At 72.7% G+C, this 26,488-nt stretch carries 21 protein-coding genes; 14 read left to right on the top strand and 7 right to left on the bottom strand.

Features of this window, described 5'->3' with window-relative positions:
• Positions 1 to 10: 10 nt before the first annotated feature.
• From mtrB to secA, 5 genes are all read left to right on the top strand, one after another.
• Positions 11 to 1,678 (top strand): MtrAB system histidine kinase MtrB, encoded by a 1,668-nt coding sequence (gene mtrB, locus WBQ80_RS05025; RefSeq protein ID WP_336572898.1) that lies wholly within the window; start codon positions 11 to 13, stop codon positions 1,676 to 1,678.
• A complete protein-coding gene (locus tag WBQ80_RS05020) occupies positions 1,671 to 3,359 on the top strand; it encodes an LpqB family beta-propeller domain-containing protein (protein ID WP_336572899.1) in 1,689 nt (562 codons plus the stop codon). Before mtrB ends, WBQ80_RS05020 begins: the two co-directional genes overlap by 8 nt.
• Before the next feature lie 98 nt (positions 3,360 to 3,457).
• Positions 3,458 to 4,327 (top strand): ComF family protein, encoded by an 870-nt coding sequence (locus tag WBQ80_RS05015; RefSeq protein WP_336572900.1) that lies wholly within the window; start codon positions 3,458 to 3,460, stop codon positions 4,325 to 4,327.
• Entirely contained in the window at positions 4,263 to 4,973 is a 711-nt protein-coding gene (hpf, locus tag WBQ80_RS05010) for a ribosome hibernation-promoting factor, HPF/YfiA family (RefSeq protein ID WP_336572901.1), read from the top strand. The genes WBQ80_RS05015 and hpf overlap by 65 nt, the downstream gene beginning before the upstream one ends.
• Before the next feature lie 175 nt (positions 4,974 to 5,148).
• Positions 5,149 to 7,947, top strand: a complete 2,799-nt coding sequence (gene secA / locus WBQ80_RS05005) for a preprotein translocase subunit SecA (RefSeq protein WP_336572902.1) — start codon at positions 5,149 to 5,151, stop codon at positions 7,945 to 7,947.
• A gap of 115 nt (positions 7,948 to 8,062) precedes the next feature.
• Here the strand turns inward: secA and WBQ80_RS05000 are convergent, their stop codons facing one another.
• Complete coding sequence (locus WBQ80_RS05000) at positions 8,063 to 8,515, bottom strand: Rv3235 family protein (protein WP_336572903.1); 453 nt, start codon at positions 8,513 to 8,515, stop codon at positions 8,063 to 8,065.
• A 177-nt stretch (positions 8,516 to 8,692) separates the two neighbouring features.
• On the opposite strand from WBQ80_RS05000, the gene WBQ80_RS04995 reads away from it, so the two are divergent.
• Positions 8,693 to 9,301, top strand: a complete 609-nt coding sequence (locus WBQ80_RS04995; RefSeq protein ID WP_336572904.1) for a hypothetical protein — start codon at positions 8,693 to 8,695, stop codon at positions 9,299 to 9,301.
• A 7-nt stretch (positions 9,302 to 9,308) separates the two neighbouring features.
• On the opposite strand, the gene WBQ80_RS04990 is transcribed toward WBQ80_RS04995, so the two are convergent.
• Complete coding sequence (locus tag WBQ80_RS04990) at positions 9,309 to 9,602, bottom strand: helix-turn-helix domain-containing protein (protein WP_336572905.1); 294 nt, start codon at positions 9,600 to 9,602, stop codon at positions 9,309 to 9,311.
• A gap of 108 nt (positions 9,603 to 9,710) precedes the next feature.
• Between WBQ80_RS04990 and WBQ80_RS04985 the strand changes: the two genes are divergently transcribed.
• The 3 genes from WBQ80_RS04985 to WBQ80_RS04975 are packed head-to-tail and all read left to right on the top strand — an operon-like array spanning position 9,711 to position 13,128.
• Entirely contained in the window at positions 9,711 to 10,346 is a 636-nt protein-coding gene (locus WBQ80_RS04985) for a hypothetical protein (protein WP_336572906.1), read from the top strand.
• Positions 10,346 to 11,602 (top strand): nucleotide-binding protein, encoded by a 1,257-nt coding sequence (locus WBQ80_RS04980; RefSeq protein WP_337282475.1) that lies wholly within the window; start codon positions 10,346 to 10,348, stop codon positions 11,600 to 11,602. The genes WBQ80_RS04985 and WBQ80_RS04980 overlap by 1 nt, the downstream gene beginning before the upstream one ends.
• 32 nt (positions 11,603 to 11,634) lie before the next feature.
• Positions 11,635 to 13,128: a sensor histidine kinase gene (locus WBQ80_RS04975; protein WP_336573489.1), complete on the top strand. Its 1,494-nt coding sequence runs from the start codon at positions 11,635 to 11,637 to the stop codon at positions 13,126 to 13,128.
• A 156-nt stretch (positions 13,129 to 13,284) separates the two neighbouring features.
• Here WBQ80_RS04975 and WBQ80_RS04970 read toward each other — a convergent pair whose 3' ends face one another.
• Positions 13,285 to 13,533 (bottom strand): WhiB family transcriptional regulator, encoded by a 249-nt coding sequence (locus WBQ80_RS04970; RefSeq protein WP_055859573.1) that lies wholly within the window; start codon positions 13,531 to 13,533, stop codon positions 13,285 to 13,287.
• 200 nt (positions 13,534 to 13,733) lie between these two features.
• On the opposite strand from WBQ80_RS04970, the gene WBQ80_RS04965 reads away from it, so the two are divergent.
• Positions 13,734 to 14,204: a hypothetical protein gene (locus WBQ80_RS04965; protein ID WP_336573490.1), complete on the top strand. Its 471-nt coding sequence runs from the start codon at positions 13,734 to 13,736 to the stop codon at positions 14,202 to 14,204.
• Positions 14,205 to 14,265: 61 nt separating this feature from the next.
• Here the strand turns inward: WBQ80_RS04965 and bcp are convergent, their stop codons facing one another.
• The 3 genes from bcp to aroA all read right to left on the bottom strand — a co-directional run bounded on the left by bcp (position 14,266) and on the right by aroA (position 17,215).
• Positions 14,266 to 14,742 (bottom strand): thioredoxin-dependent thiol peroxidase, encoded by a 477-nt coding sequence (gene bcp, locus WBQ80_RS04960; RefSeq protein ID WP_336573491.1) that lies wholly within the window; start codon positions 14,740 to 14,742, stop codon positions 14,266 to 14,268.
• Positions 14,743 to 14,804: 62 nt separating this feature from the next.
• Entirely contained in the window at positions 14,805 to 15,848 is a 1,044-nt protein-coding gene (gene rsgA, locus WBQ80_RS04955; protein ID WP_336573492.1) for a ribosome small subunit-dependent GTPase A, read from the bottom strand.
• Entirely contained in the window at positions 15,845 to 17,215 is a 1,371-nt protein-coding gene (gene aroA / locus WBQ80_RS04950) for a 3-phosphoshikimate 1-carboxyvinyltransferase (RefSeq protein ID WP_336573493.1), read from the bottom strand. The genes rsgA and aroA overlap by 4 nt, the downstream gene beginning before the upstream one ends.
• Before the next feature lie 110 nt (positions 17,216 to 17,325).
• On the opposite strand from aroA, the gene WBQ80_RS04945 reads away from it, so the two are divergent.
• The 3 genes from WBQ80_RS04945 to WBQ80_RS04935 all read left to right on the top strand — a co-directional run bounded on the left by WBQ80_RS04945 (position 17,326) and on the right by WBQ80_RS04935 (position 20,712).
• Complete coding sequence (locus WBQ80_RS04945) at positions 17,326 to 17,973, top strand: sigma-70 family RNA polymerase sigma factor (RefSeq protein ID WP_336573494.1); 648 nt, start codon at positions 17,326 to 17,328, stop codon at positions 17,971 to 17,973.
• A complete protein-coding gene (locus WBQ80_RS04940; protein ID WP_336573495.1) occupies positions 17,970 to 18,227 on the top strand; it encodes a zf-HC2 domain-containing protein in 258 nt (85 codons plus the stop codon). Before WBQ80_RS04945 ends, WBQ80_RS04940 begins: the two co-directional genes overlap by 4 nt.
• An 85-nt stretch (positions 18,228 to 18,312) precedes the next feature.
• Positions 18,313 to 20,712 (top strand): MMPL family transporter, encoded by a 2,400-nt coding sequence (locus WBQ80_RS04935; RefSeq protein ID WP_336573496.1) that lies wholly within the window; start codon positions 18,313 to 18,315, stop codon positions 20,710 to 20,712.
• A gap of 127 nt (positions 20,713 to 20,839) precedes the next feature.
• Here the strand turns inward: WBQ80_RS04935 and WBQ80_RS04930 are convergent, their stop codons facing one another.
• The gene (locus tag WBQ80_RS04930) at positions 20,840 to 24,763 is read right to left on the bottom strand and encodes a multifunctional oxoglutarate decarboxylase/oxoglutarate dehydrogenase thiamine pyrophosphate-binding subunit/dihydrolipoyllysine-residue succinyltransferase subunit (protein ID WP_442893183.1); all 3,924 of its coding nucleotides are present in this window, start codon (positions 24,761 to 24,763) and stop codon (positions 20,840 to 20,842) included.
• 173 nt (positions 24,764 to 24,936) lie between these two features.
• On the opposite strand from WBQ80_RS04930, the gene WBQ80_RS04925 reads away from it, so the two are divergent.
• Complete coding sequence (locus WBQ80_RS04925; RefSeq protein WP_336573511.1) at positions 24,937 to 26,376, top strand: GuaB1 family IMP dehydrogenase-related protein; 1,440 nt, start codon at positions 24,937 to 24,939, stop codon at positions 26,374 to 26,376.
• The last annotated feature ends 112 nt before the right edge of the window (positions 26,377 to 26,488 follow it).

Here is a 26,488-nt window from a genome sequence, read left to right as displayed (position 1 = left end):
GACGGGCGCGATGACCGCGACGGCGAACCCGGCGGCGCGCAGCCTCGGCTGGGTCCGCGCGCAGTCGCATCGCATCGGCACGCTGTGGCGGCGCTCGCTGCAGTTCCGGACCGTGCTCATCACGCTCGGCCTGTCGACCCTGGCGATCTTCGTGATCGGGTTCACGATCTCGTTCACGGTCGCCTCGAACCTCTTCCAGGACCAGGTGGAACGCGTGCTCGACTCGACGGCGACCGCGACCGCGGCCGCGCAGCGCTACCTCGAGTCGTCGGACGCTGCGGACCGCGCGTCGGTCCAGGCGGTCACGAACTCCGCGCTCCAGACCGTGACGGGCGTCTCGGGGAGCGACGCCATCGCGCTCTTCCGCGCGCCCGGCACGTCCCCCGCGCCGATCGCGCCGCCCGACTTCCTCAGCCCCGACCTCGGCGGGCGCATCACGCCCGAACTGCAGGAGCGCGTGCAGGAGAACCCGACCGGGCAGTACTGGCAGTCGATCGAGCTCGTCAACGGCCGGGGCGAACCGGTGCCCGGCATCATGGTCGGCTCGCAGCTCGAGATCCCCGGTGCCGGCTTCTACGAGCTCTACATCGGCTACGACCTCGCGGATGCCGCGCAGACGCTGTCGTTCATGCAGGCCACGGGCGCCGTCGGCGCGGTGGCCCTCATCGCGCTGCTGTCGGCGATCACGCTCGTGGTCGTGCGCTGGGTGATCGAGCCGATCCAGGCGGTCGCCGCGACGAGCCGGCGGCTCGCCGCGGGGGACCTCGGCGTGCGGCTGCCGGTGCGGGGCGAGGACGAGATCGCGACGCTCGCGGCCTCCTTCAACGGCATGGCCGACACGCTGCAGTCCCGCATCCGGGAGCTCGCCGAGCTCTCGGTGATGCAGCAGCGGTTCGTGTCCGACGTGTCGCACGAGCTCCGCACGCCGCTCACGACGATCCGGCTCGCGGGCGACGTGCTCGACGGCCAGCGCGACGACTTCCGGCCCGCGACCGCCCGCACCGTCGAGCTGCTGCGCACGCAGACCGAGCGATTCGAGAACCTCCTCGCCGACCTGCTCGAGATCAGCCGCTACGACGCCGGCTCGGTCGAGCTCGAGGCCGAGCCCACGAACCTCGTGCACCTCGCGGGCGAGACGATCGAGTCGATGCACCAGCTCGCCGTCGAGCACGGCAGCGAGCTGCGGCTCGAGGCCCCGGGCGGGCACCTCGACGCCGACGTCGACCCGCGTCGCATCCGCCGCATCGTGCGCAACCTGGTCGGCAACGCGATCGAGCACGGCGAGGGACGGCCGATCGTGGTCTCCGTCGACAGCAACGAGACCGCCATCTCGCTGGCGGTTCGCGACTACGGGATGGGAATGAGCGAGGAGGACGCCGCCCGCGTGTTCGACCGGTTCTGGCGGGCGGACCCGAGCCGGCGCCGCAGCATCGGCGGCACGGGCCTCGGCCTCGCGATCTCCCTCGAGGACGCGGTCGCGCACGGCGGCATGATCGAGGTGTGGTCGCGGGAGGGGAGGGGCACCGTATTCCGGCTGACGGTCCCGCGCCGCCGCGGCGTGGCGCCCGTGGTGCCCGCGCTGCCGCTCGAGCCCGACGATCCCGAGGCGACCGGGCCCGCCGCGCCCGCGACGCGGTCGAGCGACACCGCCGCCGTCCGGGAGGTGCACGATGCGTGACCTCGCCCGCCGGGCGACCGCCCTCGTGACGGTCGCGCTCGCCGCCGCGCTCGCCGGCTGCGCCTCCATCCCGACCAGCGGCGGCGTCAACGCCGGCGTCGCGCGGCCGGCGGACGAGCCGGTCGACCTCGACGTCCTCGTCCGCCAGCCGCAGGGCGGCGAGACGCAGCAGCAGATCCTCGAGGGGTTCATCGAGGCGGCCGCGAGTCCGCGCGGCAACTACGAGGTGGCCCGCGAGTACCTGACGCCCGACTTCGCCGGCGAGTGGGCGGCCGACGCCGGCACGACGATCGACGTGCTCGCCGACCGTGCGTTCACCCAGCTCGGCGAGAACGCCATCCGCGTGCAGGTCGTGCCGTCGGGCAGCCTCGTGTCGAACGGCCAGTACGTCGAGTCCGCCTCGACCGCGCCGGTCCAGCTCCAGTACGAGTTCGCGCAGGTCGACGGCGAGTGGCGGATCTCCGCCGCGCCCGAGGGCCTGCTCGTCGACGAGACCACCTTCCAGATCGTCTACCGGGACTACACGCTCGCGTTCTTCGATCCGCAGTACCGGTTCGTGGTGCCCGACGTGCGGTGGTTCGCCGGCCGCGAGTCCGCGCAGACGAGCATCGTGCGCGCCCTCCTCGAGGGTCCCGCCGAATGGTTGCAGCCGGCCGTCGTCTCGGCGATCCCCGACGACGTGACCCTCGACCCCGCCACGGTCCCCGTCACGGACGGGGTCGCGGAGGTGTCCCTCGCCGGTGCCGCGTTCGACAACCTGCAGACCGTGCAGCGCATGCAGTACCAGCTCGAGCAGAGCCTCGCGGGCGTCCGGAACGTGCGCACCGTCGAGCTGACCCTGAACGGCGCGCCGCTCGAGGCGCCCGAACTCGCCGACGAGCCCCAGCGCACGCAGCGGATCGACCCGCGCCCGCTCGTCTACGACGGCGAGACGTTCGGCTTCCTCGCCGGGAGCGGCGACGAGATCACGCCCGTGCCGGGCATCTCCGAGCAGGTCGCCGCGCTCGGCCCGACCGGCGCGGCGCTCGGCCCCGGCGACGAGGCGGCCGCGGTCCGCACGCCCGACGGCGTGCTGCTGGTGCGCGTGGACGAGGAGCCCGTGCTCCTCGACCCGCGCGACGGGCTCGTCGTCCCGGCGCTCGACGTCGACGACGTCGTGTGGTCGGTGCCGGCCGACGCGCCGGACGCGCTCGCCTGGTACTCGGTGGACGGCACCGCGTCCGAGCAGATCCCGGTCCCGTGGAGCGCGTCCCGCATCGCGGCGATCGAGCTGTCCCGCGACGGCACCCGTCTCGCCGCCCTGCTCGCCGACGGCGGGCGCACGCGCGTCGTCATGGCCTCCGTCCAGCGCGACGACGAGGGCCTCCCGGTCGCGCTCGGCCCGGTGGTGCTCGAGCTCGCGGGCGCAGTGGGCGAGCCGCTCGACGTCGCCTGGCTCGACTCGGGCTCGGTGGGCGTGCTCACGGCGTCGTCGTCCGGCGCGCGGGTCGGGCTGCAGGAGGTGGGTGCCCCGGACACCGTGAGCGAGGGGCCCGACGGCGCCGTGCAGCTCGACGGCGCCAACAGCCAGCGCGACCTGCGGGTGCTCACGTCCGACGGCGACCTCGCCACCCGGGCCGGCGTCGGCTGGCAGGTCCAGGACCGCGACGTGCGGTTCATCGCCACGCAGCAGTCCGGCTGAGTCCCGACCCGTCCTCCCCGGCCCCGACCCGGGGCGTGGCCGGCGCATGCCGGGGCGCCCGCAGTCGGGCGCGCCGGGCCGCGCGGCAGGATGACGCCGTGCACGACCTCGCCCGCCGGACCCGCGCCGCCGTGCTCGACGCCCTCGCCCTCGTGCTCCCGGTCGAGTGCGCGGGCTGCGGGGCGCCCGACCGATCCGTGTGCGACGCCTGCCTCCTGCGGCTGGCGCCCGCCCCCGTCCGGGTCGTGCGCGACGGCGGCGCGGCGGGGGAGCCGCTCGAGGCGTGGGCGGGCCTCGAGTACGCGGACGTCGCGGCGAGCGTCATCCGCTCGATGAAGGACGCCCAGCGCACGGATGCCGCGGCCGCCCTCGCGCCCGCGCTGCGAGCCGCCCTCGCGGCGGCGTGCGCCGCCGCGGACGGACGACCGGGCCCGGTGCCGCTCGAGATCGCGGTCGTGCCGTCCACGCGGGCCGCGCGCCGCGAGCGGGGCTACGATCCGGTCCTCCTGCTCCTCGGCCGTGCGGGCTTCCGTGCGGCGCGCGTGCTGCGGGCCCGCGACGGGCGGGTCGACCAGGCGCAGCTCGGGCGCGACGCGCGACGCGCCAACGCGGCCGGGTCCATGGCGCCGCTCGGGCGGCTCGACGGGCGCGCGTTCGTGCTCGTCGACGACGTCGTGACCACGGGATCCACCCTCGCCGAGGCGGTCCGCGCGATCCGCTCGGAGGGCGGTACGGTGCACGCCGTGGCGGTCCTCGCGCACACCCCGCGACGGATCCCGGAGAGGTCCCTGCCAGTTGGCGGACGTCCCGTGACATCGGGCACCGACCGGGCTACGGTGTCAGGACAGGCGTGGTCGAACCACCCTTCCAACCCGGGTGACACGCCGGTGGATGGAGGTCGTCATGGAACTGAACATCGTCGGACGCAACCTGGAAGTGACCGATCGATTCCGCGCCTACGCGGCTGAGAAGGCCGAGAAGGTGTCCAATCTCTCGGACCGTGCGATCTCGCTCGACGTCAAGGTGAGCAGGCACAACGAGAAGAACGGCAACTCCGGGCTGGACCGCGTCGAGCTCACCCTCGTCGGCAAGGGGCCCGTCGTCCGGGCCGAGGCGGACGGGTCCGACAAGTACGCGGCGTTCGACGTCGCGCTCGGCCGACTGCTCGAGCGCGTCCGGCGGGCCAAGGACCGCCGCAAGGTCCACCGTGGCGGCAGCCGCCGCCCGACCTCGCTGCGCGAGGCCACCGAGGTCGGATTCGCCGACGTCGGCGTGCAGGCCGCCGACGTCGAGGTGCTCGAACGCGTGCGCACCGGCGAGATCCCCATCGTGCGCGAGTCCGGCGACGCCACGGCCGAGGAGGCGCCGTACTCGCCCGTCGTGATCCGGCGCAAGGTCTTCAACGCGACCCCGATGACGGTCGACGACGCCCTGTACCACATGGAGCTCGTCGGACACGACTTCTACCTCTTCATCGACGCCGAGACGCAACGTCCGAGCGTCGTGTACCGCCGCAAGGGCTGGGACTACGGCCTGATCGGCCTCGACGAGCACGGCAGCGTCGACGCCACCGCCGAGTCGGGACGGGCCGACCTCGCGCGAACCGGTTCCTGAGCGGCATCCGTCCACACGTCGGCCCGGTCCCCGCAGCTCGTGCGGGGGCCGGGCCGACGCCCAGTCCGCTGCCCAGTAGCATGGCTATGATGACCGTCTGCACAGGCGGATCCTCCGGCGTGCGCGGGTGCCCCACCCCGCCGTCGCACGCCTGACGACAACGGGAGAGCAGTTCGTGGCTTCGATTCTGGAAAAGGTCCTCCGCGTCGGCGAAGGTCGCACCATCAAGCGGCTCGAGAACTACGCCGCCGCGATCAACGCCCTCGAAGACGACTTCCGGGCCCTGAGCGATGACGAGCTCAAGCACGAGACGGTCGAGCTCCGAGAGCGCTACGGCAACGGCGAGTCGCTCGACGACCTCCTGCCCGAGGCGTTCGCCGCCGTCCGCGAGGCGAGCCGTCGCACGCTGGGCCTCCGCCACTTCGACGTGCAGCTCATGGGCGGCGCAGCGCTCCACCTCGGCAACATCGCCGAGATGAAGACCGGCGAGGGCAAGACGCTCGTCGCGACGACGGCCGCCTACCTCAATGCGCTCACGAGCCGCGGCGTGCACATCGTCACCGTCAACGACTTCCTCGCGAGCTACCAGTCCGAGCTCATGGGGCGCGTGTTCCGGGCCCTCGGCATGACGACCGGCTGCATCGTGGCCGGCCAGACCCCCGCCGTCCGCCGCGAGCAGTACGCCGCCGACATCACCTACGGCACGAACAACGAGTTCGGCTTCGACTACCTCCGCGACAACATGGCGTGGCAGGCGGCCGACATGGTCCAGCGCGGGCACTACTTCGCCATCGTCGACGAGGTCGACTCGATCCTCATCGACGAGGCCCGCACGCCGCTCATCATCTCGGGACCCGCCTCGGGCGAGGCCAACCGCTGGTTCACCGAGTTCGCGCGCCTGGCGCAGCGGCTCGTGCCCGGCGAGGACTTCGAGGTCGACGAGAAGAAGCGCACCGTGGGCGTGCTCGAGCCCGGCATCGAGAAGGTCGAGGACTACCTCGGCATCGACAACCTCTACGAGTCGGCGAACACCCCGCTCATCTCCTTCCTCAACAACTCGATCAAGGCCCGCGCGCTGTTCAAGCGCGACAAGGACTACGTCGTCATGAACGGCGAGGTCCTCATCGTCGACGAGCACACCGGCCGCATCCTCGTCGGGCGCCGCTACAACGAGGGCATCCACCAGGCGATCGAGGCCAAGGAGGGCGTCCAGGTCAAGGCCGAGAACCAGACCCTCGCGACGGTCACGCTCCAGAACTACTTCCGCCTCTACGAGAAGCTGTCGGGCATGACCGGCACCGCCGAGACCGAGGCGGCGGAGTTCATGTCCACCTACAAGCTCGGCGTCGTGCCGATCCCGACGAACAAGCCCATGGTCCGCATCGACCAGCCCGACCTCGTGTACAAGAACGAGGAGGCGAAGTTCGCGCAGGTCGTGGAGGACATCGTGGAGCGCCACAAGAACGGCCAGCCCGTCCTCGTCGGCACCACGAGCGTCGAGAAGAGCGAGTACCTCTCCCGCCTCCTCGCCAAGAAGGGCGTGCGGCACGAGGTCCTGAACGCGAAGAACCACGCGCGCGAGGCGGCGATCGTCGCGCAGGCCGGCCGTCTCGGCGCCGTGACGGTCGCGACGAACATGGCCGGCCGCGGCACCGACATCATGCTCGGCGGCAACGCCGAGTTCATGGCCGTGCAGCGCATGCACGAGCGCGGGCTCAGCCCCGTCGACACGCCCGAGGAGTACGAGGCGGCATGGGACGCCGTGTTCGAGCAGACCAAGGCCGAGGTCGAGCGCGAGGCCGGGAAGGTCCTCGCCGCGGGCGGACTGTACGTCCTCGGCACCGAGCGCCACGAATCCCGGCGCATCGACAACCAGCTGCGCGGTCGCTCGGGCCGACAGGGCGACCCCGGCGAGAGCCGCTTCTACCTCTCGCTCACCGACGACCTGATGCGCCTGTTCAACGCCGGCGCCGCCGAGAGCCTCATGTCGCGCGGCGTGCCCGACGACGTGGCCATCGAGTCGAAGGTCGTCACGCGCGCCATCCGCTCGGCGCAGTCGCAGGTCGAGGCGCGCAACGCCGAGATCCGCAAGAACGTGCTGAAGTACGACGACGTCCTCAACCGCCAGCGCGAGGCGATCTACTCCGACCGCCGCCACATCCTCGAGGGCGACGACCTGCACGACCGCGTGCAGTCCTTCCTCGAGGAGGTCATCGACGAGGTGCTCGACGAGCACACGGCCGACGCCAACCCCGACGAGTGGGACTTCGACGCACTGTGGGCCGAGCTGAAGACGCTCTACCCGATCGGCATCACGATCGACGAGGTCGTGGCCGAGGCCGGCGAGAAGGGCCGGGTCAACCGCGACTTCGTGCGTCGCGAGATCCTGTCCGACGCCAAGCTGGCGTACCAGCGCCGCGAGGAGCAGCTGGGCAGCCCGGCGATGCGCGAGCTCGAGCGCCGCGTGGTGCTCTCGGTCATCGACCGCCGCTGGCGCGACCACCTGTACGAGATGGACTACCTGAAGGACGGCATCGGCCTGCGCGCCATGGCGCAGCGCGACCCGCTGGTCGAGTACCAGCGCGAGGGCTACGCGATGTTCCAGCAGATGATGGGCCAGATCCGCGAGGAGACCATCGGCTTCCTGTTCAACCTCGAGGTCGAGGTCGCCCAGCAGGGCGCCGCTCCGCGCATCGAGGCGAAGGGCCTGCAGCGGCCCGCCGCGCCGGAGGACAAGCTCAGCTATTCGGCACCGAGCGACTCGGGCGGCGTCGAGGTGCGCAACCAGCGCGGCCAGATCCAGCAGGCCGCGACGCAGCGCGCACGTCGTGCCGTCGCCGCGCAGCAGCACCCCCAGCAGCCGGCCCAGCCCGCCGCGCGCGGCGCGTTCGGCCAGCGGACGGACGCCGATGGCGGGGCGCCGGCGCCCATGAACCGCCAGGAGCGCCGCGCGCAGGACCGCAAGGGCCGCTAGCCGCGTCGTCCACGATCGAACGGCCCGGGCACATCGCCCGGGCCGTTCGTGCATCGTGTGGCGTTCCGGGCGGGCGTCCGTCGCGGGGATGCCACCGCCGCGCCGCGGGCGGCTCTCAGAGGACGCTGATGACGCTGGCACGCCACCGCTGGTCGAGCCCCTCGAGGCGGATGGCGACGGCCCGCGATCGCGCTCGCTGGTGGACCATCACGACGGCCTCCACGATGCCGTCGGCCGGTTCGCCCATGATGACGCGGCCGACCGAGAACGCCGGTCGCTGCGGCACGAGCCCCTTCGCCCGGCGGGCGCGCGCGGCGAGGACGACGCGCTTCGAGAGGTTGCGGTACACGTCGTCGGTGACCCACCGGGCGAGCTGTTCGAGGTCGCGCGCGCCCGCGAGGACCTCGATCACGCAGTGCGTGAGGTTGCGCAGCAGCGGCTCGGGGTCGACGAGTTCGGCCCGGCCCGAACGCTGCCGCGCGAACTCGTCGTCGTCGAGATGGAGGCGTCGTGCGACGGCCCCCTCGACGACGGGGATCGTGGGCGCGCTGGACGGGCGAGCGGTCATGGGTGCTCCAGTAGGGTGGGGCCCGTCAGCCGGCATGCGTCGACGCGGTGCCCCCTGTTCGGGGGTGGTGCTCGGGTACTGACTGAACGGTATTGGCGGGCGCGCACGGGTGTCAAGGAATTCCGGCGCCTGTGGAGAAGCGGGCGATCCCGGCCCGTCGGAGGGTAGCGTCGGCGCATGCGCTGGGACCTGCTGTTCGACGACCTCGAGTCGCAGCTCGACCGCGAGCAGCGTGACGAGGAGCGGGCGCTGGCGCTCGAATCCGAGCGGCTCCGGCTCGCCCGCCTCGCCCTCCGCGACCGCCTCATGGCGATGGCCGCGGCCGACGACGATCGCGCCGGGGTCCGGATCGAGCTCGCCGGTGGGACGACCCTGCGGCTGCGCCCCACCACCTTCGGCCGCGACTGGCTGAGCGGGACGATCGTGGGCGCAGGCGAGCGCGGCGGACCGGGCGCGACGGCCCAGTGCGTGGTCCCCATGGCGGCGATCGCCGCCGTCTCGGCCGGTCGCCGACAGGTCGACGACAGCCTCGACCGCGTTCCGGACTCCTCGACCCGCGTGGCCGAGCGCATCGGGCTCGCCTTCGTCCTGCGCGACCTCGGCCGGCGGCGCCTCCCGGTGGAGACCGAGGCGCTCGACGGTCGGCACCACGGCACGATCGACCGCGTCGGACTCGACCACCTCGACCTCGCGATGCACGACCCGGGCACTCCGCGACGCGAGCGCGACGTCCGCGGTTACCGGATCATCCCGTTCGCGCGCCTCGTCGCGGTGACGATCCGCTGACGGCGGCTCATTCCACGGCGCGGGGGCCGGTCGACCGCACGCCCGACAGCTCGATCACGTTCGAGAACTCGCCCTGGTGCCAGGCCGAGCGACGGCGGGTCGCCTCGTACTGGTCGCCGATCCACAGCTCGAGCTGCGTGCGCTCGATGCGCCACGGCCCGCGCTCGCCGACCCGGATCGCGGGCAGTTCGCCGGACAGGATCAGCTCGTGGACGGTCTCGACGTCGACGGCGAGCACCTCGGCCGCGTCGGCGACCGTGAGGAAGCGGCCGATCGACTCGCCCGGACCGTTCTGGATCATCAGTCGATTATCGACCTCGCCGTCGGGCGCGGCCCTCCGTGTGGATAACTTCACGGTGTCCTCTCGGCAACGCGCGACGATGGTCCCCGTCGCACGAGAGGAGTCGGGATGTCGGTGCGCAACGGACGACGCGAGCGAGGGGCCGTACGGCTCGATCCGCGCCTGCTCATCGGGCTCGCCCTGGTCGCGGGGTCGACGGCGGGCGTGTGGGGGCTCGTCGAGGCGCTCGACGACACCCGCGAGGTGCTCGTGGCGCCCGAGACGCTCACGCCGGGCACCCGCGTCGACGCGGCGTCGCTGCGCGTCGAAGCCGTCCGGCTCGGCGGCCTGGCCGACGGCTACCTCGCGCCCGGCGACGTGCCCGACGGCGGGCTCGTCGTCGTGCGCACGGTGCACGAGGGCGAGATCCTGCCCGCGGCATCCGTCGCCGACCGCGAGAGCGCCGAGCTCGCGGTGGTCGTGGTCGTGAGCGCGCGCCCGCTGCCCGGCGAGGTCGCGCCCGGCGCCCTGGTCGACGTGTGGACCGCGGCCGAGGTCGAACGCGGCGTGTTCGAACCGCCCGCGGTGCTCGTGCCCGGCGCCGAGGTCGCCGCGGTGACCTCGCCCGACGGCATGATGGCCGCGTCCGGCGGCCCGACCGTCGAACTGCTCATCCCGCGCGAGAAGACCGCGGCGCTGCTCGAGGCCCTCGCCGCAGGCGACGCCGTCGACCTGGTGCCGGCCCGGACCGCGGGCGGCGACTGATGGCCCGACTGGCGCTGGCCCTCGATCCGTCCGTCGAGGACCGCATCCTCGCCGACCTCGTCGAAGCCGGCCACACCATCGTGGCGAGGCTCGTCGGATGGCGCGACGTGCTCGACTGCCTCGACGTGCTCGGTCCCGACGTGGTCGTCGTCGGCGCCGGGCGCACGACGCTCACGCCCGAGCTGCTCGCCGCGTGCGACGAGCGCGGCATCCGGTGCATCGCGCTCGCGGACTCCGACCACGACCGCGCGCAGGCGAATCGGATCGGCCTGCACGAGGTGCTCGACGCCCGGGCGGCCGTGGCCGAGCTCGAGGCGCTCGTCGCCGGCGGCGTCTCCGTCCCCTCGCGCCTCGGCGAGACCGGCGCTCGAGGGCGCGGCGGAGGCGCTGCTCCCGAGGTCGTGGCGGTCTGGGGGCCCGGCGGCGCGCCCGGGCGCACGACGATCGCCGTGAACGTCGCCGCGGAGCTCGCCGCGTCCGGTCACCGGGTGGCCCTGGTCGACGCCGATCCGTACGGAGGAGCGGTGGCTCCGAGCCTGGGACTGCTCGACGAGGCGCCGGGATTCGCCTCCGCGTGCCGCCTGGCCGGAAGCGCAGCGCTCGATCGCGCCGAGCTCGAGCGGATCTCCCAGCGCTACTCGTCGCCGCGCGCGCCGTTCGAGGTCTTCACCGGGCTCGTCGGCCCGAGCCGGTGGCCCGAGCTCTCCCACGAGCGCGTGGCCGCGGCGCTCGAGGTGATGCGCGGGCGGTTCGAGTACGTCGTCGTCGACACGGGATTCAGCCTCGAACGCGACGAGGAGCTCATGAGCGACCAATACGCGCCGCGCCGCAACGCCGCCACGTTCGCCGCGCTCTCGGCCGCCGACCGCGTGCTCGCGGTCGGCCTCGCCGATCCGGTCGGGCTCTCGCGGCTGCTCCGCGGCCATGCCGAACTGCTCGATCTCGTCGAGGCCGAGCGCATCGACGTCGTGGTCAACCGCGTCCGCACGAGCGCGCTCGGGCTCGACGCCCACGCGCAGGTCCGGCAGACGCTCCGGCGGTTCGCGGGCCTCGACGAGGCGACGCTGCTCCCGCACGACGGCCGGGCGACGGATGCCGCGATCCTGACCGCCCGCACGCTCCGCGACGCCGCGCCCCGCTCGCCGCTGCGCGCGGCCCTGCGCGCCTACGTCGACGACCGGCTGCTCCTCGAACCGGAGCCGGCGTCGCGCCGGCGGCCGCGCCTCGCGGTGCGACGGCGCGCGGCGGTGGCCTGAGCCCTCCGCCGGCGCTGGGTACGCTTGGGTCTGTGTCGACCCTCAGTGACCTCGTCCTCGCCCAAGGGCGCAGCAGCCAGGCCGACGTGGACTGGCTGCACATGCTCGTCGGAGACCTCCAGCTGCTCGCGGACCTCGCCTTCGCCGACATCGTGCTCTGGGTGCCGTCGGGCGACGACGACTTCGTCGCCGTGGCGCACTCGCGTCCGTCGAGCGCGGCGACCCTCTTCTACCGCGACTTCGTCGGCCAGGCGATCCGCGCGGAGTGGCGCGGGCTGGTGTCCCAAGCGTTCACGTCGGGCGCGATCGTGGACTCGTCGGCGCCCGACTGGTACGAGGAGATGCCGACGCGCGTCCGCTCCGTCCCCGTGATGCGGCGGCTCTCGGTCACCGGCACCGAGCTCGCGCCGGAACCCGTGGCGGTCATCACGCGGCACACGAACCTCGGGTCCACCCGCACCCCGAGCCGCCAGGAGCTCACATTCAACGACTGCGCGGCGGAGCTCTTCCAGATGATCGCGTCGGGCGACTTCCCGGACCTGGGCGCCCCCACCGGTCCGCGCCGGGGCGCGCCCCGCGCGTCGGACGGGCTCATCCGCCTCGACGTCGACGGCATCACGACCTTCGCGAGCCCGAACGCCCTCTCGGCGTTCAACCGCATGGGCTTCGACGACGAGCTCGAGGGGCAGTCGCTCGCCGAGGTCGCGTCGCGGCTGCTGAGCGGCCGGCTCGACGTCGACGAGTCGCTGCCGCTCGTGGTGACCGGCCGTGCGCCGTGGCGCACCGACGTGGAGTCGCGCGGGGTGACGGTGTCGCTGCGGGCCATCCCGATCCGGCGGCGCGGCGAGCGCACCGGTGCGATCGTCCTCACGCGCGACGTGACCGAGCTCCGCCACCAGGAGCAGGAGCTCATCACCAAGGACGCCACGATCCGTGAGATCCACCACCGCGTGAAGAACAACCTGCAGACGGTCGCGTCCCTGTTGCGCATCCAGGCCCGGCGGACCCACTCCGACGAGGCGCGCGACGCGCTCACCCAGGCGATGCGGCGGGTCGGCGCGATCGCGGTCGTGCACGACACGCTCTCCGAGGGGCTCAGCCAGAACGTCGACTTCGACGAGGTGTTCGATCGCGCGCTCCTCCTCGTGGCCGAGGTCGCCGCCGCGCACAACACGACCGCGCACCCCAAGAAGTCGGGCACGTTCGGCGTGCTGCCCAGCGCCTACGCGACGCCGCTCGCCCTCGCGTTGACCGAGCTCGTGACGAACGCCGTCGAGCACGGCCTCGCCGGGCAGGAGGGTGACGTCGAGGTCATCGCGAGCCGCTCCGAGACCATGCTCATCGTGCAGGTGCGCGACACCGGCTCGGGCCTGCCCGAGGGCAAGGTCGGCGAGGGGCTCGGCACGCAGATCGTCCGCACGTTGATCCAGGGCGAGCTCGGCGGAACCATCGACTGGCACACGGTCGTCGGCAGCGGGACCGAGGTCACGATCGAGGTGCCGTTGCGCTGGATCACGAAACCCTGACCTCGGGCTCGGGACGGCATCGCCCCGGACACGCGAACGGCACCCGCGCGATGCGGGTGCCGTCCGGTTCGGGTGCTTGCGGGGAGTGCGAGCCCGGGGCCTGCCGCTCGTGGGTGGATCCGGGGACAGCGGCGGCCGACTCGCGACGCGCGGGCGTCAGCCGGCGCGACGGGCGCGAGCGGCGCGGCGCTTCAGGGCGCGGCGCTCGTCTTCGCTGAGGCCGCCCCACACGCCCGAGTCCTGACCGGTCTCGAGGGCGTACTGGAGGCAGATCTCGGTGACGGTGCATCGGGCGCAGACCGCCTTGGCCTTCTCGATCTGGTCGACGGCCGGTCCGGTGTTCCCGACGGGGAAGAACAGCTCCGGGTCCGCGGTCAGGCAGGCGGCTTTGTCGCGCCAATCCATTCAGATGCTCCTTGCTTGTCGATCCACAGCAGGCGCACGCGTGCGCTGCCGGGAACCGGCGGCTGCTGCGGTGGGGGAAGCCGAATCTCGGGAAGTAGGATCGTGGGAGATCGGCTCACGTCCCTGTGAGCATCAATTCGGCCTCATAAATGGTCGCATAGCGCGGGAAGTGAATCAAGAGTGCACTTTCGGAGAACCCTGTGAATGACCGGGACGCCGGCCGAGACGCGACCGCATCCCCGCCGGGTGGAGTCCGAGCCGCGCTGCTGACCGTCACCGTGCTGCTCTTCGCCGAGGCGGCCGCCCTCGCGGGCGTCGTGGTGTGGATCCTGGTCGACGTGCTGGTGCTCCAGCCGTCGTCGTTCGCGACGGCCATCGCCCTCATCGTGATCACCGCGCTCGGGGCGGTGTGGGTCGCGGCCATCGCGATCGCCTCGGCCCGCCGGGCCCACTGGTCGAGGGCCGGTGCGATCGTCTGGCAGGTGCTGCAGCTGTCGATCGCGGTCGGGGCGTTCCAGGGGCTGTTCGCGCGCCCCGACATCGGGTGGGCGCTGCTGATCCCCGCGGTCACCGTCATCGCCCTGCTGCTCTGGCCCCCGGTGCGCGACGCGTACGCGCGCGATGCGGACCGGCTCGACGCGGACGCGAGCGGCACCGACGCGACGCCCTGAGACCCGCGACGACGCACGGGACGGCCGCCGCGAGTGCGACGACCGCCCCGAGCCATCGCGATCAGCCGTCGAGGCCGAGGTCCTTGCGGATGCGGGCCACGTGCCCCGTCGCCTTCACGTTGTACATGGGCTTCTCGATCCGGCCGGCCTCGTCGATGACGAAGGTCGAGCGGATGGCGCCCGTGACCGTCTTGCCGTAGAGCGACTTCTCGCCCCACGCGCCGTAGGCCTGCTGCACGGCGAGGTCGGTGTCCGAGAGCAGGGGGAAGTTCAGGCCGTCGCGCTCGGCGAACTGCTTGAGCGTGGCCACGTCATCCTTCGAGACGCCCACGACGCGCACGCCGGCGGCCGCGAACGAGTTGAGGTGGTCGCGGAAGTCGCAGGCCTCGGTGGTGCACCCGGGCGTCATGGCGGCGGGGTAGAAGTAGAGCACGACCTTCTGCCCGCGCAGGGACGAGAGCGTGACGGGAGTGCCGTCCTGGTCGGGCAGGGTGAAGTCGGGGGCGAGGTCGCCGGGGGCGAGTCGAGCGTCGGTCATGCCCCAATCGTAGGCAGACGAGCGGATGCCGCGGTGCGCGCCCCCGCGCCGTCCGTCGACCCTCAGGCGAACGTCGCGAGCAGGCGCTGCAGCGAGTCGAGGCGGACGCGCCCGGACGCGCCGAGTCCGCCCGCCTCGACGGCCTCGATGATCGCGCAGTCGGGGGAGTCCGGCAGGTGCGTGCACCCGCGCGGGCACTCCTCGGCGACGCGCGCGAGGTCGGCGAACGCGCCCAGGATGTTCGCGGGGTCGACGTGGCCCAGGCCGAACGAGCGCACGCCGGGCGTGTCGATCACCCAGCCGGTGCGCCCGGCGTGCTCGAGCCGGAGCGACACCGTCGACGAGGACGTGTGCCGGCCGCGCCCGGTGACGACGTTGACGCGGCCCGTGGCGCGGTTGGCCGCGGGCACGAGCGCGTTCACGAGCGTCGACTTGCCGACGCCGGAGTGCCCAACGAAGACGGTGCGGTGCCCGACGAGCCGGTCGGCGATCTCGTCGATCGGCATCGCGTCGGAGCGACTGCGGATCACGGGGAGGTCCAGCCCCGCGAAGTTCGCGAGGAACGGCCCGGGATCGGCGAGGTCGGTCTTGGTGATGCACACGATCGGGGCGATGCCCGCGTCGTACGCGGCGACGAGGTAGCGGTCCACGAGGCGGACGCGCGGCTCGGGGTCGGCCGCGGCGATCACGATGAGCATCTGGTCGGCGTTCGCGACGATGACGCGCTCGACCGCGTCGGTGTCGTCGGCGCTCCGGCGCAGGAGCGTCGTGCGCTCCTGCACGCGCACGATGCGCGCGAGCGTGCCCTCCTCGCCCGTCGTGTCGCCGACGAGGTCGACGCGGTCGCCGGTGACGACGGACTTGCGCCGCAGCTCGCTCGCCCGGGCCGCGGTGATCTCGCGCTCGCTCGGCTCGCCGTCGTCGACGAGGACGGTGTAGCGCCCGCGGTCGACGCCGAGCACGATCCCGGTCTCGGCGTCCGCGTGCTCGGGCCGCGTCTTCGTGCGCGGGCGGCTGCCGCGGCGGCTGGGGCGGACCCGGGCGTCGGACTCGTCGTACTGGTCGTACTCACGCTCGTCCTCGTCGTCGGTGTCCCACCAGCTCATCCGAGCATCTGCTCCCAGAGCTCGGGGAACTGGGGCAGCGTCTTCGACGTCGACCCGATGTCGTCGACGACGACGCCGTCGATCGCGAGTCCGACGATCGCGCCCGTGGTCGCCATCCGGTGATCCGCGTAGGCCTTCCAGTCGCCGCCGTGCAGCGGCGCGGGCTCGACCCGGAGTCCGTCGTCGAGTTCGGTCACGCGACCGCCGAGGCCGTTGAGCTCGGCCGCGAGGGCCGCGAGGCGGTCGGTCTCGTGGTGCCGGATGTGCCCGATGCCCGTGAACGTGCTCGGCTCGTCGGCGAGCGCCGCGAGGGCCACGAGGTTGGGCACGAGCTCGCCCGCCTCCGCGAGGTCGAGGTCGACCCCGCGGATGCCGCGGCCGCCGCCGTCGCCGCGTTCGGGCGCGCGCACGGTGAGCCGGTCGCCGTCGCGCTCGACGCGAGCGCCGAACCGCGGGAGGAGGTCGGCCAGCTGCGCGCCCACCTGCGTGGTCTCGGCGGGCCACCCGGCGATGGTGACGGATCCGCCCGCGACGACGGCCGCCACGAGGAACGGCGCCGCGTTCGACAGGTCGGGCTCGATGTCGACGTCCCGCGCCGCGATCGGGCCGGGCGCGACGACCCATCGCCCGACCGAGGGCTGCTCGACCGCGACCCCGCGCACGGCGAGGGTCTCGATCGTCATCTCGATGTGCGGCAGGCTCGGCAGCCGCTCGCCCGTGTGCGTGAGGTCGAGGCCCCGCTCGAATCGCGCCGCGGACAGCAGCAGGCCGGAGACGAACTGGCTCGATGCGGACGCGTCGATCGCGAGCTCGCCGCCCTCGACCCGGCCGAACCCGTGCACCGTGAAGGGCAGCGCGCCGCGGCCGTCGTCGTCGACGTCGACGCCGATGCCCCGGAGACCGTCGATGACGCCTCGCATGGGCCGGCGCCGGGCGCCCTCGTCGCCGTCGAAGGTCGTCGGTCCGAGCGCGAGCGCCGCCACGGGCGGGAGGAATCGCATGACCGTGCCGGCGAGGCCGCAGTCGATCGTGGTCGACCCGACGAGCTCGTCGGCGGGCGTGACGCGCAGGTCGTCGCCGAACCAGCCGGCGCCCGGCATCCGCTCGAACCCGACCCCGAGCTGGCGCAGGCCCTCGACCATGAGCTCGCTGTCGCGCGACCAGAGCGGGGCGCGGAGCGTGGACGGGCCGTCGGCGAGTGCGGCGAGCACGAGCTCGCGGTTCGTGAGCGACTTGGACCCCGGCAGCGACAGCCTCGCCGCGAGGGGGCCGGATGCCACGGGCGCACGCCATCCGCCGCTCGACTCGAGCTGGCGGTTGTCGCCGTACGGGTCGAACTCGGGCGCGGAATACCTCGAAAGCTGCATCGGTTACCAACAGTAGCGCTCGGCGGAACGGGAAGGAGTTGGTGCGCGTGACGATGACGGTGCTCGACCGCCCCGTGGTCTCGGAGTCCCACGATCTAGGATGGCCCGTGATGACCGCCGACGACACTGCGAACCCGGCCGACACCGATCGGCCCGACGACGAGACGCGCGACCTGGGCGCGCTGTTCGAGGAGCAGGCGCTGCCGTTCATCGACCAGCTCTACGCCGCCGCGCTGCGCATGACCAAGAACCCGGCCGACGCGCAGGACCTCGTGCAGGAGACGTTCGTGAAGGCGTACGCGGCCTTCGGGTCGTTCACGCAGGGAACCAACCTCAAGGCGTGGCTGTACCGCATCCTCACGAACACCTTCATCAACACGTACCGCAAGAAGCAGCGGGAGCCCTACCAGGGCACCATCGACGACCTCGAGGACTGGCAGCTCGGCGGCGCCGAGTCGACCACCGCGTCCTCGAGCCGCTCGGCCGAGGCGGAGGCGATCGACCACCTGCCCGACTCGGCCGTGAAGGACGCGCTCCAGGCCCTCCCCGAGGACTTCCGCCTGGCCGTGTACTTCGCCGACGTCGAGGGGTTCTCCTACCAGGAGATCGCCGACATGATGAACACCCCCATCGGGACCGTGATGAGCCGCCTGCACCGTGGCCGGCGTCTGCTCCGCGAGTCCCTCGCCGAATACGCGACCGAGCAGGGCATCGCCGTCGCGCCGGCGACCACCCGATCCCGGAGGAGCACGAAATGACCGACTGCGGCTGCGACAAGGCCAAGGCCGAACTCGAGGAGTACCTGCACAACGAGCTGTGCAGCGAGGATGCGGCCGACATCCGCGAGCACATCGAGCACTGCGACGACTGCCGCGGCGAGCTCCGCGTGGGCGTCGCCATCACCGAGGTCGTGCAGCGGGCGTGCCGCGAGACGGCGCCCGAGGAGCTCCGCCTCGTGGTCATGACGCGCATCCGCGACATCCAGTCGGGACACGGTATCCTCGTCGACTGATCCGCCGCCCCGGCGTCGGCGGTCCGCGCAGTCCGAACTTTCGATGGACGCGCGCGGCGTCGTCCGTTCCGTAGCGTCGACGACGATGAACGAGACTGCCGCCCCCGCCGAGCGATCCGGACGCGTGCCCACGTGGCTCCGGGTCCTGATCCCCACCGTCCTGATCCTGATCTGGTTCGCGCTGTTCGGCGCGGGCGGTGCCGCCTTCGGCACGATCAGCGACGTGCAGCAGAACGACCAGGCGTCGTTCCTGCCGGCCTCCGCCGAGGCCACCGAGGTCAACGAGCTGCAGGACGGCTTCCGCGACTCCGAGAACGTCCCCGCGATCGTGATCGTCGCGAGCGACGACGGCTCCCGGCTGAGCGACTCGCAGCTCTCCGACGTCGAGGCGCTCCGCGACGACGTGCTCGACGTCGAGGGCGTCGTCGCCGACGAGAGCTCGCCGGTCATCGCCTCGGAGGACGGCGAGGCGGCGCAGTTCGTCGCCTCCATCGCGCCCGGCGAGGGCGAGGAGGGCTCGGGCGCCACCATCGAGGAGATGCGGGCGCTCCTCGAGGAGTCCCCGGTCGAGGGCACCACGGCGGCCGTGACCGGCCCGGCGGGCTTCACCGCCGACCTCGCCGAGGCGTTCTCCGGCATCGACGGCCTGCTGCTGCTCGTGGCGCTCGCGGCCGTGCTCGTCATCCTCGTGGTCGTCTACCGCTCCCCGCTGCTGCCGATCATCGTGCTGTTCACGAGCCTCACCGCGCTCACCGCGTCGGTCTTCACCGTCGTGCAGCTCGCGAAGGCCGACCTGCTCCTCCTCTCGGGCCAGACGCAGGGCATCCTGTTCATCCTGGTCATCGGCGCCGCGACCGACTACGCGCTGCTCTACATCGCCCGCTACCGTGAGGCGCTCGCCCAGCACGACCGCAAGTGGGACGCCACGTGGGCCGCCCTCAAGGGCTCGTGGGAGCCCATCGCGGCCTCGGCCGGCACCGTGATCGTCGGCCTCCTGATCCTGCTCGCGAGCGAGCTGAACTCCAACAAGATCCTCGGGCCGGTCGCGGCCATCGGCATCCTGTTCGCGCTGCTCGCCGCGCTGACCCTCCTCCCCGCGCTCCTGCTGTGGGCCGGCCGCGTGGCGTTCTGGCCGCGCCGCATCCCGCGACCGGATGCCGCAGCCGGGGCCGACGCGGCGCTCGGCCGTCACGCCGCGCCGGGCGACGACCGCGCCGGCGGCGAGCGGGGGCTCTGGGGCGCGGTCGGCCGCCTCGTGTCTCGGCGTCCCCGCACCGTGTGGATCCTGTCGACGCTCGTGCTCGCCGTCATGGCGCTCGGCCTCGTCCGACTCGACGCCGACGGCGTCCCGTCGAGCGAGTTCATCCTCGGCGAGTCGCAGGCCCGCGACGGGCAGGAGCTCGTGAGCGAGCATTTCCCGGGCGGCTCCGGCACGCCGGCCGTCATCATCGGGCCGGAGGAGGACCTCCAGGAGATCGCCGACGTCGCGCTGGGCACCGCGGGCGTGGCCTCCGTCGCCGTGGTCTCGGCGGACTCGCCGGCCGGCACCGCCCCGGTGACCGAGGACGGCGTCCAGGCCTTCGGCCCGCCCGGCACGCCCGCGCCGGAGCCGACCGTGGTGGACGGCGACGTGCTCATCGAGGCGACCCTCGAGGACCCGTCCGACTCGGCCGGGGCCGAGGCGACCGTGGTCGACCTGCGGGAGGGGCTCGACGAGGTGGGCGAGGGCGTGCTCGTCGGCGGCCCGACCGCCGTCGCGCTCGACACCAACCGGGCCGCGATCGACGACCAGCGCCTGATCATCCCGCTCGTGCTGCTCGCGATCCTCGTGATCCTCATGCTGCTGCTGCGCGCCGTCGTGGCGCCGCTGATCCTCATCGCGAGCGTCGTGCTGTCGTTCGCCGCCGCCCTGGGCGTGTCGGCCCTCGTGTTCGAGTTCGTGTTCGGGTTCCCGGGGGCCGACCCCTCGGTGCCGCTCTTCGGCTTCGTGTTCCTCGTCGCGCTCGGCGTCGACTACAACATCTTCCTGATGACCCGCGTGCGCGAGGAGTCCCTGCGCCACGGGACCCGCGAGGGGATCCTGCGCGGCCTGCGGCTCACGGGCGGCGTGATCACGTCGGCCGGCCTCGTGCTCGCGGCCACGTTCGCGGCACTCGGCGTGCTGCCCATCCTGTTCCTCGCGCAGATCTCGTTCATCGTCGCGTTCGGCGTGCTGCTCGACACGTTCCTCGTGCGCACGCTGCTCGTGCCCGCCGCGTCCTACGACATCGGTCGCGCGATCTGGTGGCCGAGCCGCCTGGCTCGCGAGGAGCGGCCGCACGGCCTGCACGCCGCGCCGGCCGAGCCCGACGGCGACGACGACGCGACCGGGATGGGGAGCGGGGGCGGCGCGACGACGCTCGGCGCCGACGACACGACGTCCTCGGAGGGGGACGCCCCGGCGGACGCCGGACGAACGGAGCGGGACCCGGTGCAGGCCGGCTGAGAGACCGCCGGCCGCGGCACTGCCCACGAATTGCGCCGCGGCCGGCTTCCCGGCGGCTCGCGGGTCGACGGAACGAACGAGCGGATGCCTCCTCGGAGGCATCCGCTCGTGTCGTCGGTCGAACGCGTCAGAGCGTGAGGGCTCGCTTGACCAGGTCGGCCTGCTCGGCCGCGTGGCGCTTGGCCGAACCCGTCGCGGGCGATGCGGCGGCCGGACGCGCGACCACACGCACCTCGCGCGGACCGAGCTTGTTCGTCTCGATGATGAAGAACGGCCACGCGCCCTGGTTCTCGGGCTCGTCCTGCGCCCACACGAGCTCGGCGTTCGGGTACGAGTCGGCGACCGCCTTGAGCTCGCGCGCCGGGAGCGGGTAGTACTGCTCGAGCCGGACGAGTGCGACCTCGGGATCGGGATTGCGCTCGAGCTCGGCGAGCAGGTCGTAGTAGAGCTTGCCGGCCATGAACACGACCCGCTTGACCGCCGCCTTGTCGCTGATGCGGACGTCGTCGATCACCGGCTCGAAGCGGCCCTGCGTGAAGTCCGCCACCTCGCTCGTCGCGCCGCGCAGACGGAGCATCGCCTTCGGGGTGAAGACGACGAGCGGTCGGCGCGGGCGCGCGTACGCCTGGCGGCGCAGCAGGTGGAAGTACGACGCGGGAGTCGAGGGGCGCGCGACGGTCATGTTGTTCTCGGCGCACATCTGCAGGTACCGCTCGATGCGGGCGCTCGAGTGGTCGGGGCCCTGGCCCTCGTACCCGTGGGGGAGCAGCAGCACGACGCTCGAGCGCTGGCCCCACTTCTGCTCGGCCGAGGAGATGAACTCGTCGATGACGGTCTGGGCGCCGTTGGCGAAGTCGCCGAACTGGGCCTCCCACATGACGAGGGCGTCGGCGCGCTCGACCGAGTAGCCGTACTCGAACGCCATGGCGGCGTACTCGGACAGCAGCGAGTCGTAGATCCAGAAGCGCGCCTGCTGGTCGCCGAGGTTCTGCAGCGGCAGCCACTCCTGGCCGTTCGCACGGTCGTGGAGCACGGCGTGGCGCTGCACGAACGTGCCGCGACGGGCGTCCTGTCCGACGAGGCGCACGGGCGTGCCCTCCAGCAGGAGCGACCCGAGGCTGAGCAGCTCGCCGAAGCCCCAGTCGATCTTGCCGTTGCGGCTCATGTCGACGCGCTTGGCCAGCAGCTGCTGGATCTTCGGGTGCACCGTGAAGCCGTTGGGCTTGTTGGCGAACGCGTCGCCGACCGCGTGCACGACCTCGAGCGAGACGCCCGTGGTCTCGGGCTCGCCCACGGCGGGCTCGGGCTGCAGGTCGTCGGCGCCCACGATCGGGATCGCGCCGGTCTGCGCGGCGTGCGTCTCCGCGAAGGCCCGCTCGAGGCGGTCCTGGAAGTCGCGGTGGGCGTTCTCGTACTCCTCCTCGGTGATGTCGCCGCGTCCGACGAGCGCCTCGGTGTAGAGCTTGCGCACCGAGCGCTTCGCCTCGATGAGGTTGTACATGAGCGGCTGGGTCATCGACGGGTCGTCGCCCTCGTTGTGGCCGCGGCGGCGGTAGCAGACGAGGTCGATCACGACGTCGCGCTTGAACTCCTGGCGGTACCGGAAGGCGAGCTCCGCGACGCGGACGACGGCCTCGGGGTCGTCGCCGTTGACGTGGAAGACGGGGGCCTGGATGGCCTTCGCGACATCGGTGGAGTAGATCGACGACCGGGCGTCGCCGGGGACCGTGGTGAAGCCGACCTGGTTGTTCACGACGACGTGGATGGTGCCGCCGGTGCGGTACGCGCGAAGCTGCGACATCTGCAGGGTCTCGAACACGACGCCCTGGCCGGCCATGGCGGCGTCGCCGTGCACGAGGATCGGCAGGATCGAGAACGAGCCGACGGGCTTGCGGTCCTGCTTGGCGCGGACGATGCCCTCGAGGACGCCGTTGACGGCCTCGAGGTGCGAGGGGTTCGCCGCGAGCGACACGGGGATCTGCTTGCCGTCGTCGGCGGTGAAGGTGCCCTCGGTGCCGAGGTGGTACTTCACGTCGCCCGAGCCGGAGAAGCCCTTCGTGTCCTGGGTGCCCTCGAACTCGCGGAACACCTGGCCGTAGGTCTTGCCGGCGATGTTGGTGAGCACGTTGAGGCGGCCGCGGTGCGCCATGCCGATGGCGACCTCGTCGAGACCCTCCTTGGCCGCGCCCTGCAGCACCTCGTCGAGGAGCGCGATGACGGACTCGCCGCCCTCCAGGCTGAAGCGCTTCTGGCCGACGTACTTCGTCTGCAGGAACGTCTCGAACGCCTCGGCCTCGTTGAGCTTGCTGAGGATCCGCATCTGCTCGTCGTGGGTCGGCTTCTCGTACTTGCGCTCGACCTGCTGCTGGATCCAGCGGCGCTGCACCGGGTCCTGGATGTGCATGTACTCGATGCCGATCGTGCGGCAGTACGAGTCGCGCAGCACGCCGAGGATGTCGCGCAGGAGCGCGGTGCGCTTGTCGCCGAACCCGCCCGTGACGAACTCGCGGTCGAGGTCCCAGAAGGTCAGGCCGTGGCTCTCGATGTCGAGGTCGGGGTGCGAGCGCTGCACGTACTCGAGCGGGTCGATGTCGGCCATCATGTGGCCGCGGACGCGGAAGGAGTTGATGAGCTCCTGCACGCGCGCGGTCTTGTCGATCGCGCTCGCGACGTCGACGGAGATGTCCTCGTTCCACTTGATGGGCTCGTAGGGCAGGCGGAGCGCGGCGAAGAGGTCCTGGTAGAAGTTGCGCTCGCCGATGAGCAGCTCGTGCACCTTCTTCAGGAACTCGCCCGACCCGGCGCCCTGGATGACGCGGTGGTCGTAGGTCGAGGTGAGGGTGATCGTCTTGCCGATCGCGAGGTTCGCGAGCGTCTTCTCGCTCGCGCCCTGGAACTCGGCCGGGTACTCGAGGGCGCCGGCGCCGATGATGCAGCCCTGGCCCTTCATCAGGCGCGGCACGGAGTGCACGGTGCCGATGCCGCCCGGGTTCGTGAGCGAGATCGTGGCGCCCTTGAAGTCGTCGGCGGTGAGCTTGTTGGTACGGGCGCGACGGACGAGGTCCTCGTAGGCGCCGAGGTACTCGTTGAAGGTCATGGTCTCGGCGCGCTTGATGGCCGGGACGAGGAGCGACCGGGTGCCGTCGGGCTTCGGCAGGTCGATGGCGATGCCGAGGCCGATGTGGGCGGGACGTACGAGGGCCGGCTTGCCGTCGACCTCGGAGTAGAAGACGTTCTGGCTCGGGAACTCCTTCAGCGCCTGGATGAGCGCCCACCCGATCAGGTGCGTGAACGAGATCTTGCCGCCGCGCGTGCGCCGCAGGTGGTTGTTGATCACGATGCGGTTGTCGATCATGAGCTTCGCCGGGACCGTGCGCACGCTCGTCGCGGTCGGCACGGACAGCGATGCGTCCATGTTCGCCGCAAGGGTCTTCGGCAGGCCCTTGAGCGGCACGACCTCGTCCTCGCGCTCGCCGCCGTCGTGCTGCTGCGGGCCGGTGACGGGCACGTCGGCGGGGACGGGCGCGGTGCGCGGCGCCACCGAGGTCGTGCGGGCCTCGGGGGCCTGCCCGACGACGGCGTTCGGCGCGGTGTGGTTGCCGGATGCCGCGGCGGGCTCGGTCGGCTCGTCCGCGGGCTGCGCGGCGGGCGCCTGCGCGTCGGCCTGCGGCGCTGCCGCCTCGGACCGCGGCTGGTCGGGCGCGGCGGGCGCCTCGGCGGCGGGCGCCTCGGCGGCGGGTGCCTCGGGCGCGGCCGGAGCGGCGGGCGCCTCGGCGGCGGGTGCCTGGGGCGCGGCCGGAGCGTCGGCCTGCTCGCCGGCGGCCTGGTAGAGCGCCGCCTCGTCGGGCATGGTGGGCGTCGCGGCGGGCGCGGCCTGCTGCCCGTTCGCCTTGACCTTGCGGTACTGCTCGAGCACGGGCCGCCAGGTGTCGTCGACCGAATCCGGGTCGGCGAGGAAGCGCTCGTACATCTCGTCCACGAGCCATTGGTTGGCCCCGAACTCCGCCGCAGTGGTCCCTTCGGACCCCGACCCGGTCAATTGGCTCGACACAGCCTCTCGCCCACTCTCTCCATTGATGCTCACCTGGTGGCGCGGTGCGCGCAGCACGTCGCGGAACGCCCCATCAAGCCTAAACCCCTTCCGAGGGACAGCGGCACGCCCTTGCGCACTCGTCGGAGACCGTTCCCGGGCGGCATTCGAGCTGCCCCCAATACGCTGGGGGCATGCAGTTCTATCGCACGACGCCGCGGCACGACCTCACGTACTCCGACGTCTTCCTCGTGCCGAGCCGATCCGGCGTGACGAGCCGGCTCGACGTGTCGCTCGCCCCCGACGACGGGTCGGGCGCGAGCATCCCGATCGTGTCGGCGAACATGAACTCCGTCACCGGTCCGCGGCTCGCGGCCACCCTCGCGCGCCGCGGCGGCATCGGCGTGCTGCCCCAGGACCTGCCGCTCCAGGAGCTCGACGAGGCGATCCGCTGGGTGAAGTCCCGGCCGTCCCGGTTCGACGTGCCGCACGCGTTCTCCGCCGACCAGTCGGTGGCCGACGCCCTCGAGGTGCTGCCGCCCGTCGAGGGCCACGGCATCGTGCTGCACGACGGCGACGGCCGCTACGCCGGCACCATCCCGGCGGCGCGCCTCGCGACGGCGCTGCCCGACGCGCGGCTCGGCGACCTCGTCCACGGGGCGATCCCGTCGCTCGACGCCGAGGACGTCGATACGCCGCGCCGGGCGTTCGACCTCATGGTCGACGCCGGCATCGACTTCGCGCCGGTCCTCGAGCACGGGCGCGTGATCGGCACGCTGAGCCGGCGCAGCGCCCTCCGCGGCACGGTGTCCGAGCCGAACACCGATGCCTCGGGCCGGCTCCGCGTCGCCGCCGCGATCGGCATCAACGGCGACGTCGAGGCGAAGGCGCGCGCGCTCGCGGCCGCGGGCGTGGACATGCTCGTCGTCGACACCGCGCACGGCCACCAGGAGGGCATGATCCGCGCCGTCCGGGCCGTGAGGGCCGCGGGCCTCGGCATCCCCATCGTCGCGGGCAACATCGTCACGGCCGATGCCGTCGCCGACCTCGTGGAGGCGGGCGCCGACGTCCTCAAGGTGGGCGTCGGTCCCGGCGCCATGTGCACGACCCGCATGATGACCGCCGTCGGGCGCCCGCAGTTCTCGGCGGTGCTCGAGACCTCCGAGGCCGCGCGCGAGGCCGGTGCGGCGGTGTGGGCCGACGGGGGAGTGCGGTACCCGCGCGACGTCGCGCTCGCGCTCGCCGCCGGGGCGGCCTCCGTCATGATCGGCTCGTGGTTCGCGGGCACCATCGAGGCGCCCGGGACGCTGCGGCGCGACCTCGACGGGCGCGTGTACAAGGAGAGCTGGGGCATGGCCTCGACCAAGGCGGTCAAGGAGCGCTTCGGGCGCCTGTCGGCGTACGAGCTCGCGCGAAAGGAGCTGTTCGCCGAGGGCATCTCGTCGTCGGCGATCTACCTCGACCCGCTCCGGCCGTCGCTCGAGGACCTGCTCGACATGATCACCTCGGGCGTGCGCAGCTCCTTCACCTACGCGGGAGCCCGCTCGGTGCCGGAGTTCCGCGAGCGCGCGCTCGTCGGGATCCAGTCGGCCGCCGGCTACGAGGAGGGCAAGGCGCTTCCGGTCAGCTGGTAGCCGCCGGGCCCGGCGCCACGTGAGCGGATGCCGCGCCCGCATCCGGTGCGCCGGCCGGCCTCGCGGCATCCGTCGATATACTGGGCGGCACAATGGACGACCCTCCTTCTGC

Source organism: Agromyces sp. CCNWLW213, assembly GCF_037199545.1.
GTDB lineage: Bacteria > Actinomycetota > Actinomycetes > Actinomycetales > Microbacteriaceae > Agromyces.
This window is presented reverse-complemented; position numbering and strand designations above follow the sequence as displayed.

Excerpts from the sequence above, each read along its gene's own strand:
- WBQ80_RS04945 (WP_336573494.1), top strand. The coding sequence starts at position 17,326 with ATGACCGCCGACGACACTGCGAACCCGGCCGACACCGATCGGCCCGAC.
- WBQ80_RS04935 (WP_336573496.1), top strand. The coding sequence starts at position 18,313 with ATGAACGAGACTGCCGCCCCCGCCGAGCGATCCGGACGCGTGCCCACG.
- bcp (WP_336573491.1), bottom strand. The coding sequence starts at position 14,742 with ATGACCGACGCTCGACTCGCCCCCGGCGACCTCGCCCCCGACTTCACC.
- WBQ80_RS05020 (WP_336572899.1), top strand. The coding sequence starts at position 1,671 with ATGCGTGACCTCGCCCGCCGGGCGACCGCCCTCGTGACGGTCGCGCTC.
- aroA (WP_336573493.1), bottom strand. The coding sequence starts at position 17,215 with ATGCAGCTTTCGAGGTATTCCGCGCCCGAGTTCGACCCGTACGGCGAC.
- WBQ80_RS04925 (WP_336573511.1), top strand. The coding sequence starts at position 24,937 with ATGCAGTTCTATCGCACGACGCCGCGGCACGACCTCACGTACTCCGAC.
- WBQ80_RS04970 (WP_055859573.1), bottom strand. The coding sequence starts at position 13,533 with ATGGATTGGCGCGACAAAGCCGCCTGCCTGACCGCGGACCCGGAGCTG.
- mtrB (WP_336572898.1), top strand. The coding sequence starts at position 11 with ATGACCGCGACGGCGAACCCGGCGGCGCGCAGCCTCGGCTGGGTCCGC.
- rsgA (WP_336573492.1), bottom strand. The coding sequence starts at position 15,848 with ATGAGCTGGTGGGACACCGACGACGAGGACGAGCGTGAGTACGACCAG.
- WBQ80_RS05000 (WP_336572903.1), bottom strand. The coding sequence starts at position 8,515 with ATGACCGCTCGCCCGTCCAGCGCGCCCACGATCCCCGTCGTCGAGGGG.
- WBQ80_RS04995 (WP_336572904.1), top strand. The coding sequence starts at position 8,693 with ATGCGCTGGGACCTGCTGTTCGACGACCTCGAGTCGCAGCTCGACCGC.
- WBQ80_RS04980 (WP_337282475.1), top strand. The coding sequence starts at position 10,346 with ATGGCCCGACTGGCGCTGGCCCTCGATCCGTCCGTCGAGGACCGCATC.
- WBQ80_RS04940 (WP_336573495.1), top strand. The coding sequence starts at position 17,970 with ATGACCGACTGCGGCTGCGACAAGGCCAAGGCCGAACTCGAGGAGTAC.
- hpf (WP_336572901.1), top strand. The coding sequence starts at position 4,263 with ATGGAACTGAACATCGTCGGACGCAACCTGGAAGTGACCGATCGATTC.
- WBQ80_RS04990 (WP_336572905.1), bottom strand. The coding sequence starts at position 9,602 with ATGATCCAGAACGGTCCGGGCGAGTCGATCGGCCGCTTCCTCACGGTC.
- WBQ80_RS04985 (WP_336572906.1), top strand. The coding sequence starts at position 9,711 with ATGTCGGTGCGCAACGGACGACGCGAGCGAGGGGCCGTACGGCTCGAT.